The organism is Flavihumibacter stibioxidans, assembly GCF_014332695.1.
GTDB classification, from domain to species: Bacteria; Bacteroidota; Bacteroidia; order Chitinophagales; family Chitinophagaceae; genus Flavihumibacter; species Flavihumibacter stibioxidans.
Genome location: NZ_MBUA01000012.1, coordinates 515793 through 530719 on the forward strand (window position 1 = coordinate 515793; position 14927 = coordinate 530719).

A 14927-nucleotide genomic window follows, 5' to 3' on the forward strand; every position below is an offset into this window, starting at 1 on the left:
ACAAAAAAGAAGGGTGCCAGACATTATTAACACAAAGATGTCGGGGAGCTTAATATTTTGGTGAGGGGCAGCGGTAGGCACTGAGGTTGAAACTAACGGTTACCTGGGCAGTAATAAACTGGTCTTTCTGTTTGGCATAACCACGCTGGCGGCCTTCGATACCGATGATCTCGCCGGTTTCATAACTGCGGTCCTGCAGGAGCTGACCCACGGAGGGGGTGCCGTCCGGAAGCGGTGGAAATTTATCGGCACCCACATAGGTAGTACTTACATCGTCGAGGTAATCGGTATTGGTAAACCGGTGCAATACCTCAAATCCCACATTCATTTTATCGTTCAGGGCGTATTTCACGCCCACCCCAAATGGAATGGCAAATGCCATGCTGCTGTAGGGTTTCCTGTCGGGATAGGCAGAGGAGCCCTGGCCTTCTGTTCCCAGCGGGCGCAGGAAATGTTTTTTCCCCTGGAGGTAAGCATAAGGATCGTAACTGAATATGCTGGCACCAATTGTTACATAGGGGGTAAACCGGTAGTCTTCTGACCCCGGAACGAAGCGGAAAAAGTTGAAATCGCCCTGGAGGGCCAGCTCCCAGATATTGGAATTGAAACTAAGGTTCCTGCGTCGCTGGAACTCATTGTCTTCGTAGTATTTATCAGCATATCCCACCTGTGCAAACTGTCCGCCCACCCTTACGGCAATGTAGTTGCCGAACTGTTTGCGGAAAAAGGCTCCCACAGCCAGTTTAGGGCGGTTTACATGTGCCCTTGTATTCAGGTCGCCAAAATAATGGGCGGCGCCGAGTGAAATACCTATTTCCCCTTCATGTGTCACAGATTCCATCTGGGCCCTGGCGGATGACTGAATGGTTAGCGCAACAAGTAAAACAAGGATTGCTTTATTCATACCTGCAAGATAAAACTTTAAGGATTCAGAGCGTGGTACAAGCCAAAACGGTGCCGCAAATCTTTTTGTTTTAAAAGAAATGCTAATTCCGTGTATCCAGTCCCCAGGATAATTTGTTCCGCAATGTGCTCAGGAAATTATTCTCATTCAGGCGGACGATGCTGACATCAAACTTTTCCCTTTTTACTGCCAGTTGGATATTTCGGGGAACAATTTCCCTCCGGCTGTCGAGAGCACAGATGAAGTTATCTGAGCGCCCTTCCACTTCAAAGGAAATGATATTATCGTCGGGCACCACAATGGGTCTGACATTCAGGTTATGCGGGGCTACGGGTGTGATTACAAAGCTGCCTGATTCCGGAAACACAATCGGGCCACCGCAACTGAGCGAATACCCGGTGGAGCCTGTCGGCGTGCTGACAATCAGTCCGTCGGACCAGTATGTGTTCAGGAACTCGCCATTGAGATAGGTATGGATCTTGATCATTGGCGAGATATCCGTTTTGTGGATGGCAAATTCATTGAGGGCATAGGGCGTATCACCAAAAAGGTGACTGCTGGCATCGAGGTGGATCAGGGAGCGCTTATCCACTACAAAACTCCTGCTGGACATGGCAGCCACAGCCACTTTGAGCTCCTCCTTGCCAATACTGGCCAGGAAACCAAGCCGGCCAAAATTGATGCCCAGGATGGGAATATTCTTACTTCGTACAAGGGTAACCGTATCCAGCAGGGTACCATCCCCCCCCAAACTGATAACAAATTCAATGGATTCATCAAGATCATCAGACACACTGAAGGTATTAATGTTATGGTCGCTGAACTTTACGGATTTAATGATCTGTTCAAAAAAAGGCTGGTAAATGACGGGTTCTATATGCTGGGCATACAGTTCATTAAACAGGTCCTGAATTTCCGAATGATCTTCCTGGTCAATCACCCGGCTGTATATCGCCACTCTCATGGTACTGGTTTATCCGCTGAAAGATAGGGTATTAAAAGTCATTCTTAAAGTGAAAAAAGAATCCTTTCTGCCCCATCTGGTTAAAACTGTATTCAAAACGCATTACAACATCGTAGAGGGTAACCACATCAATGCCGGCGCCCGCTGTTGTCAGTAATTTATTGTTCAGAAAATTATGGTTGAACTGCTTGTTGTGCGAATAGGCGAAATCGGTATAAGTCTTGGCATAAATGCGGAAAGGAATCCGGTCGTGACTGCTGCTCCTGACTGGCAATGGAATGTGAAAATTAAACAGCTCGCGCCTTAAGGTATTGCGGCTCATTACACCGGCAACCCCGTCTATGACATATTTCTCTAATCCCCGGAGGTAAAAATCTCCGTATCCAAACATCCTGTGGTGCATGAATGGCTGATTAAAAGGGAGCCGGAGGGTTCCGAAGACCTGGGAGGAAAAGGATGATTTCCACTTCATTTCCCAGGCGCGGGTGCCTTTGGCACTGAATGTCCACATGCCCACATCCTTACCCAATCCGCGACGCGAGAGAAAAAGCTCCCACATCTGGCCCCGCAGCGGATAAGGGGCATAATCAATATCCACATGGGAGACCATATAACTCAGTTCAGGATACACGACCCTGCTCTTGCCGGTTTTGCTGAAATAATTGGGATTCACGGCCAGCACAGCGCTATCCACCTTGCTCATATTGAAACCCAGCCTGACCAGATGCCTGGTACGCAGACCGGGACGGTAATTCCACTGAATTGATCCGCCCAGTTGCTCTTCCAGGAAGCGCCCGGCTTTGGGCAGTGAATCGGCTTTCAGGAAAAACTGCTGGTCTTTTACAGTGAGCGGGTTGACTTCCTTCATGGCAGCATAGGAAAAGTTTACCCCAAAACCACTCTTTAATGACCCGTCCATAAAAGGCTGGTTATAGGAACCCTGGATCTGCCGGGAATATCCCGTAATCAACCAGAGTTTCAGTACATCGTTCCGGCCGGTTGCATTGTAATAATTGAATTTGGCGCCGTAATTGACGCGATCAAGACTGTATCCCTTCTGTGCCCAGGTCTGCAGGTTCCGGTCGATCGGCTTCAGGTAGGGGATAGGAAAAATATACCAGCGTTCCTTTACATCCACCTGAACATCCACCAGGTATCCCCGGAAGCTCTTCAGGGAAATAACCACATCGTTAAAAAGGCGGGTATTGACCAGCTGGCGTTTGCCCAGCCTGAATTTTGCCACCAGCTCGTTCAGTACTACGGAATCACCCTCCTGGAAAGGGAGCTCACGTTTGATGATATAGTCTTTGGTTTTTCTATTACCTGAGACGAATATCTTACTGATCATAAATGATTTACGGACAAAAGGGGAATCCACGGGGGTGGCCCCTTCGGGACTTAGGCCGGGAGCGATGGTGGCTTCTGCGGGTATGCTAATAACATCCTGCGCGTTTAGGGGACAACACACAAACAATACGGCCGCAACCAACAGGATTCTATATTTCCACACCTTATTCATTCCTTTAACCCGGTCTATGAAAGTACAGGATTAGCAACAAGATTACAATAAACTGGGTATTTTTTTCAGAGATTCAGGTAATTCATGAGATGGTCATAATTGTTTCGCAGCTCATTTTCATACTGTTCTTCCCCGAAATAATACCGGACCTGGTATTCGTAACGCTGGAAAGTGGCAACAATATCAGATAATTCAAATTTATTCAGCTTGAGGGTAATGTAGAGCACCCCCAGGTTATTATCGAAACTGGTATTTAGCTGTGTGATCTGTGCGTCATTTGTTTCCACCAGCTTATTAATATCAGAAAAACTGAAATTTCTTTTCTCCATTTCCAGCACAATGATACCGCCGGGTTCATCGGCACCGATCATGTGACCAGTGAATTTCAGGAGGTCAGTGGCAGAAATTGACCCAACCCATTGCAGGTCTGTTTCTGTAACAGGCACAACGGCGAGGCCATATTCATTGGCAAGCTGCACGGCTTCGGTAAAATGGTTACCGGGTGCCACCCTTAATTTGGAGATGGAGGCGGATATGGTTTCAAGGGTCTGGTTGTCGTCCTCTGCGTTCAACAGGTCATCCTCCGCTACCAAACCAATATATTTTTCCTCGTCTACCACCGGGAGATGTATCACATTACAATCATCCATCAACTGTAAAGCGCGGTATACCGGATCCTTAGGGGATAAAACCGGCAGAGACGCGGAAATAAGGTCCTTATTTATCACTAAAATCGTTTATGTATAGACGACAAATCTCAGGCAACCGCTGCGGGTGTACTCAGTTTCGTCAAAAATTTATGCAGGATCCGGTTGAATTCCTCAGGAACCTCCATCATGGGTGCGTGACCGCAATGGTCAATAAAATGCAGTTCGCTATTGGGTATCAGGCGGTTAAATTCCCTTCCCACAAACGGCGGGGTAATGGTGTCGTTATTTCCCCAGACCAGCAGGGTGGGTTGTTTGATCTGGCTGAGTTCTTCGCCCAGGTTGTTCCGGATGGCGCTTTTAGCGAGCGCTATGATTTTGATCACTTTGAGGCGGCTGGTGGTAATTTCATATACTTCATCCACCAGTTCCTTGGTAGCCATTTTGGGATCGTAAAAAGTCAGCTCAGTCTTTTTGCGGATATAGTCGTAGTCGCCGCGTTTGGGATAGGTATCCCCCATACCGTTTTCGAAAAGGCCGGAACTGCCGGTCAGGATCAGGCTTTTGATCCGCTCGGGTTGCTTCAGCACATGAACCAGTCCCACATGGCCACCCAATGAATTTCCCAGCAGATGAATATTCCTTAAGTCTTTTGCTTCAATGAATTTATGCACGAATTTCTGTAACCCGCCCACTGATGTGTGCAGTATGTCCAGCTCAAATAATGGCAGCATGGGTACCACCACCTTATAATGTTGGCGGAAGTATTCTATCAGGTCCCTGAAATTGCTGAGAGCCCCGAAAAGGCCATGCAGTAATACCAGCGGCTCACCATCACCTTCTTCGATATACCTGAACTTATCCAGCTGTTTGATCTCGTATTGCATCTGTATCTAAAAATAAGACTTCCAATTATTTGCTAAAATAGGCCATTTGCCTCAATTATAGGATGCCGGCTTCTTTGGCCAACTATAAGAAGGCAACCTGAGGAGGCTGATTTACTTTATCAGACAACCTGTCGAAAAAAATTCCCAGCTCTTCAAACACATTTTTAAAAACCGGCACCAATTCAGCCAGCCAGTTTATGGTCCGGGGACCCCAGGGTACAATTATAGCATAGGTATTCGATTCGGTCATAGTATCCGGATTCAGCAGTTCCAGTTTGTCCAGGTAAAATAAAACAATGCTCCAGACCAGCAGGTAGAGAACGGCAAAAAACAATACCCCTCCGGCCTTGTTCAGCCAACCCAAAAATGCCCATTCGGCTGACTTTTCCAGCAGTTTTCCAATAAGGTTCACCAGGATGGTCACCCCGATAAACACAAGAAGAAAGGCCAGCACCGGCAACCAGCGGGCCGATACATTGACGGTTCCTTCCAGCCGGCTGGCGGTGATTGCCGACAGTTTCAGCGCCGCTGCAAGGCCTGCAACAAAGGCGACCAGCGAAAAAACCGCCATCAGCAGTCCTTTTGAGATACCCTTGTAAACTGCCCAGAGCAGGATGACCAATGTTAAAATATCAAGGATCATATGCAATCGTTTTTTCTGTGTTCCGCGGGGCGGCTTACCACCCCTGCCTGGCCGCAGGCCACATCTTCCGGAAACCTGCTGATACAGATCATGAATGGAAGCTTAGCCCAGGAGCGACTTCACCATGGCACTGATGGCTTTGCCATCTGCCTGTCCGGCCAGCTTTTTGGTCGCTGCTCCCATCACTTTGCCCAGGTCTGCCGGTGAACTGGCGCCCAGTTCGGCAATGATGGCCTGGAGTGCAGACTTCAGCGAAGCTTCGTCCAGCTGTTTGGGCAGGAATTTTTCGATCACTTCTATTTCTTCCTGTTCACGGACGGCCAGGTCAGCCCTTTGCTGCTGGTTGAAAATTTCGAGGGAATCCCTGCGCTGCTTGACCATCTTCTGAAGCAGCTTTGCCTCAGTTTCAGCAGAAATCTGGCCATTGGCACCAGGCTCTGTTTTGGCTTTGATGATTTCGGCCTTGATGGCACGCAAGCCACGCAGGGCGGCTTCATTTTTTGCTTTCATGGCCTCTTTTAATTCGGCCATTACGAGGGACTCTAAGGACATATGATCAGTTTGTAATGAAGATTTAAGCACTCAGTTAATAAGCAGCAGTAATCAATCAGAAATCACCAATCCTGCTCAGGCCTGGTTTTCTTTCATCTGCTGGTCGCGGAATTTCTGGTAGAAATCCTTTGCGAATTTTTTCATATCGGCAACCATTTCTTCGTTGCGGGTGGCGCGCTGATAGGTGTCGGCCATGGTCATAAGGGTCTGGTAAAAGAAATCAGCCATCTCATCCACCATCATCTCCTTTGTCCAGAGATCTATTCTCATGGCGGTTTTATCGGCCCCATCCCAGAATGCCAGCATCATCGCTTTAGCCTTTTGCGCCTCTTCTGCCGTGCTGCCCGAAGCTTTCCAGGAAATTTGTGAAGGAAATTTATCGGGGTCGAGTTGTACATCTATTGTTATGGTTGAATCCTGCATATTGGGAATATTGTGGTGGCAAAATTAGCCATTATCGGCCACAAAGTTCAAGGATGGAATTCGCATACTGGTTGAGGGTAGTTTCCCGGTTCAGTTCGAGCGCCCTTTCGCGGCCTTTTTCAATCAGCCTCGCACGTAAGTGTTCATCCTTATACAGGATCATCAGGTTTTGGGCCATCTGGTCGAGGTCGCCGGCGGAGCTTAGCAGGGCAGCGCCGGAACAGAGTTCACGTATGCCGGCATGGTCGGTGGAGATCACGGGTGTGCCGGCATGGAATGCCCATTCAATTGGCCAGGCATCGTTTGTGCCCTCCGCCGGCCAAACCAGCGCGTAGGCGCCGGCAAGCATTTCCTTTAGTTCATCTTCGCCGGGATTGGGGAACAGGGACACATCGGAATTGTATTTATAGGATTCCAGCAGTTTTTCAAACTCGGGGGTATAATCAGTGGCAGGTCCGGCAAGGATTATCGGCATGCCGGTCATCAGCCATTTTTTGAAAAGCGAATAAGATCTCAGCAGGTTTACCAGGTCGTGGGATTTATCCAGGGCACCGGCAAAAATCAAATAATCGCGCCCTCCTGAGTAACGCAGTTTCACCTGTTCCTGTTCAGACCAGCCGAGGGAGGGAACCGGTTCCTGGAAAGCCGGATAGATTACTTTTATTTTGTTTTCCAGACCAGGGAAGGCGGACAGTAACCGGGTTCGGTCGGCTTCATGGGGCACAATAATACGTGAGGCGGCCATCCAGCCAGTAGTATTTTTTTTCCCCAGGAGTTTCCCTCCGGGTGCTTTTTGCAGCAATTTCGCGGCACTGGTTACCAGCAGCGTGTGGCCGGCATGGGGAAATACCAGTTCCGGGTCGGAGGTAAAGAAAAGCTTTACATCCTCTGCGGCCAGCCATTTCCGCAATGATTGTAACATCGCAGCCTTTTTCCCGAGCAGGGAGTAACGGGGCAGTGGCAGAACGGTAAGCCGGAGGGCGGAATCTGCACCAGCATCCAGGCTGATGCCCGGAAAGGTGGTCAGGGCAATATGCCGGTAATCCGGCAGGCGTGCTGCAAGGTCCGGAATGGCATCCAGGAAGGCCTGGTCCTGCAGGGAGGCCGGAGCTTCCAGGAATGGATCAATAAAATAAGCCAGGGTGATCATGCAGGTATTTTGAACAATGGCTGCAAATTGGTGCTTTTTCCTGAATGGCAAGACTTACATTTGCAATAAGACAAATTGTTTGAATGGAATACAACACAACAAGAAATCACCTGATAATGCGCGAATATGGCCGTCATGTTCAGAAAATGATTGAATACCTGATGAGCCTGGAAGATCCTGAAAAACGCCAGAAAAATGCAATGGTGGTGATTGAATTGATGGGATTCCTGAACCCGCACCTGAAAAACGTGGAAGATTTCCGCCACAAGCTGTGGGATCATCTGTTCCTGATTTCTGATTTCAAACTGGAGGTTGAATCGCCTTACCCGATCCCCACAAAGGAAAGCCTGAAGGCAAAGCCTACCCCACTCAAGTACCCAAAGGGTTATCCCCGCTATTCGCATATTGGGAAAAACATAGAAGTGATCATCCACAAGGCTTTAAAAGAGGAGAATCCGGAAAAACGCCAGGGATTTGCCAATGCCATTGCCTATTACATGAAACTGGCCTACAGCAACTGGCACAAGGAGATTGTTCATGACGATGCCATCCAGAGTGAACTGAGTTCCATTACCGGCGGACAACTTGAGTTTACCAACACTCCTTATGTAAAAGCATTCCGTCCCAATGAAGGACAAAGGGATTTCCGCAGCGGTGGTGGAGGTAAAAGACCCCAGAAATTCCAGCAGCGCGGTGGTGGTGGCCAGCAGCGTGGTAATGAGCAAAGAGGTGACAACCGCGATAACCGCGATAACCGTGATAACCGCGGCGGTGGCGGTGGCGGCGGCAACCGGGGCGGACAGCAGAAGTTCAAAAAAAGATTTAAATGATTGCTTTTCTGTGATCCTGGAATGCCCCGTGTTCATTCCCCATTCACCCATTCACCATTCCCCATTCACCATTCACCAAAGGCCCTCCCATGAACAGCTTTGAAGTAATCGGTGGCAAAAAGCTTTCCGGCACTATTGTACCTCAGGGAGCCAAAAACGAAGCGCTCCAGATACTGAGTGCTGTTTTGCTGACTCCGGAACAGGTAACCATCAGTAATATTCCCGACATCCTGGATGTAAACCTCCTTATTGAACTCCTGGGCGATATGGGCGTTGAAATCAACCGGACAGATCGGCATACAGCCAGTTTTAAATCAGCTGAAGTCAATATCGACTTTCTCCACAGTGAAGAATTCCGCAAAAAAGGTGGTCGTTTACGCGGCTCCGTTATGCTGGCCGGCCCCTTGCTCGCCAGGTTCAGGAAGGCATTCATTCCAAAGCCCGGTGGAGATAAGATTGGCCGCAGAAGGCTTGACACCCATATCATCGGGTTCGAAAAGCTGGGGGCAGAATTCAACTACCATCCCGAAGACGGTTATTTCCACCTGGATGCACCCAACCTGAAGGGAACATATATGTTACTGGACGAGCCTTCGGTAACCGGAACAGCCAATATTGTTATGGCGGCTGTAATGGCAAAAGGCACCACCACTATTTACAATGCCGCCTGTGAGCCTTACCTGCAGCAGCTTTGCAAGATGCTGAACCGGATGGGGGCAAAGATCAGCGGAATCGGCAGTAACCTGCTGACCATTGAAGGGGTAGATTACCTGGGCGGAACCGAACACCGCATGCTTCCCGATATGATCGAGGTTGGCTCATTCATAGGAATGGCTGCCATGACCCAGGGCAATATCAGGATACAGGGTGCAGGCATTGAACACCTGGGCATAATCCCCGATAAATTCAGGCAACTCGGTATACAGATGCAGTTTGAAGGGGATGATATTATCATTCCGGAGCAGGAAACATATGAAATACAGACCTTCCTCGACGGATCGGTTCTAACCATCAGCGACCATCCATGGCCGGGATTCACCCCGGACCTGCTGAGCATCGTGCTGGTGGTGGCCACCCAGGCTAAGGGTTCGGTGCTGATACACCAGAAAATGTTTGAAAGTCGTCTTTTCTTTGTCGATAAACTGATAGACATGGGTGCTCAGATCATACTATGTGACCCGCACCGTGCAGCGGTAATTGGCCTGGGTCGCGAACAAAAACTCCGGGGTATTACCATGAGCAGTCCGGATATCCGTGCCGGTGTTTCCCTGTTGATAGCCGCACTAAGCGCGGAAGGAAAGAGTGTGATCCAGAATATTGAACAAATTGACCGGGGATACCAGAATATCGACCAGCGACTGGTAGCACTTGGTGCAGACATCAAACGCATCTAATGTTGTACACCAATAAAAAGATCATCATCATTACCGCGCCTTCGGGTGCCGGAAAAACATCCATCACCCGCTACCTGCTTCAAAAACATCCCCAGCTGGCCTTCTCAATTTCCGCAGCTACCCGGCAGCCAAGGGGTGCTGAAAAAAACGGGGTGGATTATTACTTCATCAGCGTGGATGAATTCAGGGAACATATCCGCCTGAATGATTTCATGGAATGGGAAATGGTGTACGAAGGGAAATATTATGGCACCCTGAAATCAGAAATGGTACGAATCTGGAACAATAAGCAGGTACCCATGCTCGATATAGATGTAAAAGGTGCTATCCATGTACAGCAGCAATACCCCCACAATACCTTGTCCTTATTCATTGAACCACCATCCGTGGAGGAGTTGAAAAGGAGGCTGGAAAGCAGGGGTACGGAAACAACGGAAAGCCTGGCTGCCAGGGTGAATAAGGCAGCTTATGAAATTTCTTTCAAGCATCATTTCAATCATATCATTGTGAATGATGACCTGGATAAAGCCTGCAAAACGGCAGAGGACCTGATCCTGAAGTTCCTTTCCAGTCCTTCCTGAGGGATGGCAAAGGACTCAAACAATGCGTATATTCGTTAAAGTATGATCAACCTGAATTCACTTGGACTGATTGTTTTTTTCCTGGTACTGGTCGGATTTTTTGCCGGTATTGAAGCTGCCTATGGCAGTATTAACAGGCTCTCCGTTGAGCTCCGGAAAAAACAGGGGCGCACCGGAGGCATACTGGTCAGCCAGTTCCTGGAAAAGCCGTCCTCTTTTATCGGAGTGGTACTGATTGGGTTTAACCTTTTCCTGGTAGTGTACGGCCTGATGATCGGCGAGTTCCTGGAACCCCTATGGAGGATCCTGGAACAGAAGTTACCGGTGGCCTATGCCAATATCATCCACCTGTTTTTTGAAACACTGACAGCCACTGCCATCTTCATAATTCTGGGCGAATTCCTGCCAAGAGCTTTCTGGCGCGCAAGAAATGAATGGATACTCAATAGCGCCATTGCCAGTATCATCAATTTCCTATACCAGGTATTACAGCCGGTAACTACTTTATTTGTTTCCATTGCCGAATGGATACTCAAATACCTGTTCAATATCAGGCTGACTGAAAGAAAGGATGCCTTTATCAGGACGGATATCGATGCTTTCAATATGCAACATACAGGAGAAAAAGAAAATGAATTACAGGAAATAAATACCAGCCTGATTGAAAATGCGCTCTCGCTTCCTACGGTCAGGGTCAGGCAGTGCCTGATTCCCCGTAAAGAAATTGAAGGGGTGGAAATCAATACGCCGGTGGAGAAGGTAATCGCAAAATTTATTGATACCAAGCTGAGCAAACTGGCGGTATATGAAGGTAATATAGACCATATCGTAGGGTATGTACACCAACTGGATATGTTCAAGCAGCCATCAACAACTGCGTCTGTATTGCTTCCGATTCCGGCGGTTCCTGAAAGCATGAATGCAACAGACCTGATCAACAGGTTCACTAGGGAAAGAAAAAGCATGGCCTGGGTGGTGGATGAATTTGGTGGCACATCCGGAATCGTTACCATGGAGGACCTGCTGGAAGAGATCTTTGGTGAAATCAGGGATGAACATGATACAGAAGAATTCGAGGAAAAAAAGATCTCCGAAACCGAGTTCATCTTTTCAGGTCGCCTGGAACTGGATTACCTGCACGAAAAATACAACCTGGTTTTTGAAGAGGACGAATCTGAAACGCTCTCTGGTTATATTATACAATACCACGAAACCATTCCTAAAATAAAGGAGCGGATCTTCATTGACGACTATGAATTTGAAATCATGGCGGTAAGTGACACAAGGATCGAGATGGTCAGGCTGAAACTGTTGAAATAAAACTCAAAAATTAAGTTTCAGCATTTGCTTTTCCTTTTTTCGTGCTTCCACTTTATAAACGGCCTTCGTAATAAAATGGCCGAAAGCAGCACCAATCCATACATCGCTGGACCAGTGCCGGTTATCATACAAACGGGATAAGGCAGTGAGTGTTGCTAAGGTATAAGCAACAGGAGGCACCCATTTTGTTTCCTTAAACTCTATAGCCAACGCTGTAGCAACCGTGAAAATAGTATTTGAATGGCCGGAAGGGAAAGACGTGTACTCCCTGCCGCCCTGGAAAGGTTCATTGAATTCATAAGGTTCTTGCGTATAAAGCGGGCGGCGGCGGCGTATGATCTGCTTCGTGCTTACATAAAAAAGAGTGGAAAAGACCAGCGACTTGGCTGTCATAAGGGAAGCGTGTTCAATTTTCCGGTTTTTGGTAACAACACCCGTCAGGTACATGGCCCCGATAATAAAGGGCGGGTATTTGTTTCCAAACGGCTCCACCACTTTGGCCACTTCGGTATAGAATTGTTCCTGGTTGGCACGCATCCATTTATTTACGGTCTTATCGGTCAGCAAAAAAACGCCCGCACCGGCTGTTACAAAAGCAACTGTCCGCCAATCCCTGGCACTATACCTGAGCGGTGATCCAGCCACTTTGGGCAGATCTGTAAAATAACTCAGGACATAGGTTTTGTTTATCCTGTAACCATGCTCCTGGTACCAGGCAGTTGAACTGTCGGATAAGCCCATAACAGCAATGACGGAGTCTTCCTGCTGTGCTGCAGCAAACCGGCAGGGCAACAGAAAAAGAAGCAGAATTCCGAAGTAACGGCAGGCTGAAGACATAGAAACGGAAAATAGAAAAAAAAGAATAAACAAACGGGCTCCTTTTCCAGGGAGCCCGTTTACTAACATTATTCAAAATTGATTTGTCGGGATGGAAGCCTATGCCGCCTGCATTTCGGCAATTTTTTCACGGATCTTCTTTTCAATTTCGGCCTGCAGCTCGGGATTATCGCGAAGCAATTGTTTTACTGAATCACGCCCCTGTCCCAGTTTGTCGGTATTATAACTGAACCAACTGCCGCTTTTCTGAACGATACCCAGGTCAACTCCCATATCAATGATTTCACCCACTTTGGAAATACCTTCACCGAAAATGATATCAAATTCTGCGGTCCTGAATGGTGGTGCCACCTTGTTTTTTACCACTTTAACCTTTACCCTGTTTCCAACTGCCTCATCGCCATCCTTGATCTGGCTCATCCTGCGGATATCCAGGCGGACGGAAGCATAAAACTTCAGGGCATTACCACCTGTGGTGGTTTCGGGGTTACCAAACATAACGCCGATCTTTTCACGAAGCTGGTTGATGAAGATGCAGATTGTATTGGTCTTATTAATGGTGGCAGTCAGCTTACGCAGGGCCTGGCTCATGAGTCGGGCCTGCAACCCCATTTTACTGTCACCCATCTCCCCTTCCAGTTCGCCTTTTGGTACAAGTGCGGCAACGGAGTCAATCACCACCACATCCAGGGCGCCGGAAAGGATCAGTCTGTCGGCAATTTCAAGAGCCTGCTCACCATAATCGGGCTGGGAAATCAGCAGATTGTCTACATCAACCCCCAGTTTCTGGGCATAGGAGCTGTCAAATGCGTGTTCAGCATCAATAATGGCGCAAATCCCGCCTTTTTTCTGAGCCTCTGCTATGGCATGGATGGCAATGGTGGTTTTACCTGAAGATTCCGGACCATACACTTCAACAATCCTTCCCCTGGGAAAGCCACCAATTCCCAGCGCCACATCCAGTCCCAGCGAGCCGGACGAAACCACTTCCTGCACATCGGAGGCTCTTTCATTCATCATCATCACGGAACCCTTACCGAAGTCCTTATCGATCTTATCCATCGTCAGCTTCAGCGCCTTCAGTTTTTCAGCATTTGACATAGTATCTGTTGTTTTTTAGTTATGGTCCAAAATTATTAGTGGGCCAAAGATAGCCAGATTTAATTATTAACACTAATTAATTTAGCATTTTTTCACTAAATATTTTATCGTGAAAACACCCTTGCGGTTTTAGGTTTTTTTTCACATACCCCCAATGAATAGGGGCTATCACATTATTACAGAATTGTATCTTTGAAAAAATAAACCGTATGAGAATACTAGCAGTTTTAGTTGTGGCTTTGGGAATGGCAACCGCAGCAGCGGCACAATCCCCTGCCCCGGCGGTGAAGGGTGAGACCTATGGAGCTGGCACCAATGCAGATGGGGCCATTTCGGTTAACGAGCTTTCATCAAAAATGTCCGGTAATGTTTATTCCGGTAAAATAGTCGGGAAGGTAACCGAAGTATGCCAGGAAAAGGGCTGCTGGATGAAACTGGAAAAGGAAAACGGCGAAACCCTGATGGTCAAATTCAAGGACTATGGTTTTTTTATGCCAAAGGATATCCAGGGAAAGGAAGTAGTGCTTGAAGGTGAAGCTGTGGTAAAGGAAGTATCGGTAAAACAGCAGAAGCATTATGCCAAGGATGCCGGCAAAAGCCAGGAAGAAATTGAAAAAATAAAGGCGCCCAAGAAAGAAACCCAGTTCATCGCAAAAGGAGTAATGGTGCTTTAACCAATAATAAAATCTTCAGAACCGGCCCAGTGCCGGTTTTTTTTATGACATTTCATAAGCAAATCCTTTAAAATGAAGTTTTTTCTTTTATCAGTACTAATGGGCTGGATGACCCTCAGCGGCTTTCCGGAAACAGTACTGCAATCCGGAGGCCAAAATACCATCAATGGCAACTGGCATATGGTTTTCTTTCATAGTCCGGAATTTGACCCCGGGGTTTTATTTCCAGAGAAACAGCCCTATATGCGTCTTGATAGCAGTACCTTGCGGGCAAGCGGAAGCACCGGCTGCAACAGGTTCAGCGGGCAGTTTGTGGCAGTAAACCAGCAGTTCAGGTTTGCGATGGATAAAATGATTTTGACAAGGATGGCCTGCAAAGGACCCGGTGAAGGCATCTTCCTGGAAACCATCGGCAGGGTGAACCGTTACAGATTAACCAACGACACTTTGGTGTTTTTGCAAAATGACACTGTTTTGATTCGGTGGAAGAAAAAAAACTAA

General features: G+C 47.8%; 17 protein-coding genes. 6 read left to right on the top strand and 11 right to left on the bottom strand.

Annotated elements, in window-relative coordinates; genetic code table 11:
* Positions 1 to 49 precede the first annotated feature (49 nt).
* The 9 genes from porG to BC349_RS09445 all read right to left on the bottom strand — a co-directional run bounded on the left by porG (position 50) and on the right by BC349_RS09445 (position 7689).
* Positions 50 to 904 (bottom strand): type IX secretion system protein PorG, encoded by an 855-nt coding sequence (gene porG, locus BC349_RS09405; RefSeq protein WP_187256480.1) that lies wholly within the window; start codon positions 902 to 904, stop codon positions 50 to 52.
* Between the two features lie 82 nt (positions 905 to 986).
* Positions 987 to 1868, bottom strand: a complete 882-nt coding sequence (locus BC349_RS09410; protein ID WP_187256481.1) for an NAD kinase — start codon at positions 1866 to 1868, stop codon at positions 987 to 989.
* A 31-nt stretch (positions 1869 to 1899) separates the two neighbouring features.
* Entirely contained in the window at positions 1900 to 3216 is a 1317-nt protein-coding gene (locus BC349_RS09415; protein WP_187256482.1) for a POTRA domain-containing protein, read from the bottom strand.
* A 236-nt stretch (positions 3217 to 3452) separates the two neighbouring features.
* Positions 3453 to 4115, bottom strand: a complete 663-nt coding sequence (locus BC349_RS09420) for a CBS domain-containing protein (protein WP_343063678.1) — start codon at positions 4113 to 4115, stop codon at positions 3453 to 3455.
* 29 nt (positions 4116 to 4144) lie between these two features.
* Positions 4145 to 4921, bottom strand: coding sequence for an alpha/beta fold hydrolase (locus tag BC349_RS09425; protein WP_187256483.1), 777 nt, complete (start codon positions 4919 to 4921; stop codon positions 4145 to 4147).
* A gap of 82 nt (positions 4922 to 5003) precedes the next feature.
* Positions 5004 to 5564, bottom strand: a complete 561-nt coding sequence (locus BC349_RS09430) for a CvpA family protein (RefSeq protein ID WP_187256484.1) — start codon at positions 5562 to 5564, stop codon at positions 5004 to 5006.
* Positions 5565 to 5666: 102 nt separating this feature from the next.
* Positions 5667 to 6116, bottom strand: coding sequence for a GatB/YqeY domain-containing protein (locus tag BC349_RS09435; RefSeq protein WP_187256485.1), 450 nt, complete (start codon positions 6114 to 6116; stop codon positions 5667 to 5669).
* A gap of 75 nt (positions 6117 to 6191) precedes the next feature.
* Positions 6192 to 6539: a gliding motility protein GldC gene (gldC, locus tag BC349_RS09440; RefSeq protein ID WP_187256486.1), complete on the bottom strand. Its 348-nt coding sequence runs from the start codon at positions 6537 to 6539 to the stop codon at positions 6192 to 6194.
* A 31-nt stretch (positions 6540 to 6570) separates the two neighbouring features.
* Positions 6571 to 7689, bottom strand: coding sequence for a glycosyltransferase (locus BC349_RS09445; protein WP_187256487.1), 1119 nt, complete (start codon positions 7687 to 7689; stop codon positions 6571 to 6573).
* A gap of 83 nt (positions 7690 to 7772) precedes the next feature.
* Here BC349_RS09445 and BC349_RS09450 point away from each other — a divergent pair, with 83 nt between their 5' ends.
* The 4 genes from BC349_RS09450 (at position 7773) to BC349_RS09465 (ending at position 11814) form a co-directional block, all read left to right on the top strand.
* Entirely contained in the window at positions 7773 to 8519 is a 747-nt protein-coding gene (locus BC349_RS09450) for a DUF4290 domain-containing protein (RefSeq protein WP_187256488.1), read from the top strand.
* Positions 8520 to 8608: 89 nt separating this feature from the next.
* On the top strand, positions 8609 to 9913 hold the full coding sequence (gene murA / locus BC349_RS09455) for a UDP-N-acetylglucosamine 1-carboxyvinyltransferase (protein WP_187256489.1): 1305 nt from the start codon (positions 8609 to 8611) through the stop codon (positions 9911 to 9913).
* Positions 9913 to 10494 (top strand): guanylate kinase, encoded by a 582-nt coding sequence (gene gmk / locus BC349_RS09460; protein WP_187256490.1) that lies wholly within the window; start codon positions 9913 to 9915, stop codon positions 10492 to 10494. The genes murA and gmk overlap by 1 nt, the downstream gene beginning before the upstream one ends.
* Positions 10495 to 10536: 42 nt before the next feature.
* Positions 10537 to 11814: a hemolysin family protein gene (locus BC349_RS09465; RefSeq protein ID WP_187256491.1), complete on the top strand. Its 1278-nt coding sequence runs from the start codon at positions 10537 to 10539 to the stop codon at positions 11812 to 11814.
* A gap of 3 nt (positions 11815 to 11817) precedes the next feature.
* Here the strand turns inward: BC349_RS09465 and BC349_RS09470 are convergent, their stop codons facing one another.
* Together BC349_RS09470 and recA are read right to left on the bottom strand one after the other, a co-directional pair.
* Complete coding sequence (locus tag BC349_RS09470; protein WP_187256492.1) at positions 11818 to 12651, bottom strand: phosphatase PAP2 family protein; 834 nt, start codon at positions 12649 to 12651, stop codon at positions 11818 to 11820.
* 99 nt (positions 12652 to 12750) lie between these two features.
* Complete coding sequence (recA, locus tag BC349_RS09475; RefSeq protein ID WP_187256493.1) at positions 12751 to 13752, bottom strand: recombinase RecA; 1002 nt, start codon at positions 13750 to 13752, stop codon at positions 12751 to 12753.
* Positions 13753 to 13961: 209 nt separating this feature from the next.
* On the opposite strand from recA, the gene BC349_RS09480 reads away from it, so the two are divergent.
* Complete coding sequence (locus BC349_RS09480) at positions 13962 to 14426, top strand: DUF4920 domain-containing protein (protein ID WP_187256494.1); 465 nt, start codon at positions 13962 to 13964, stop codon at positions 14424 to 14426.
* 72 nt (positions 14427 to 14498) lie between these two features.
* Positions 14499 to 14927 carry an META domain-containing protein gene (locus BC349_RS09485; RefSeq protein ID WP_187256495.1) on the top strand — a complete coding sequence of 143 codons (429 nt, stop codon included), beginning with the start codon at positions 14499 to 14501 and terminating at the stop codon, positions 14925 to 14927.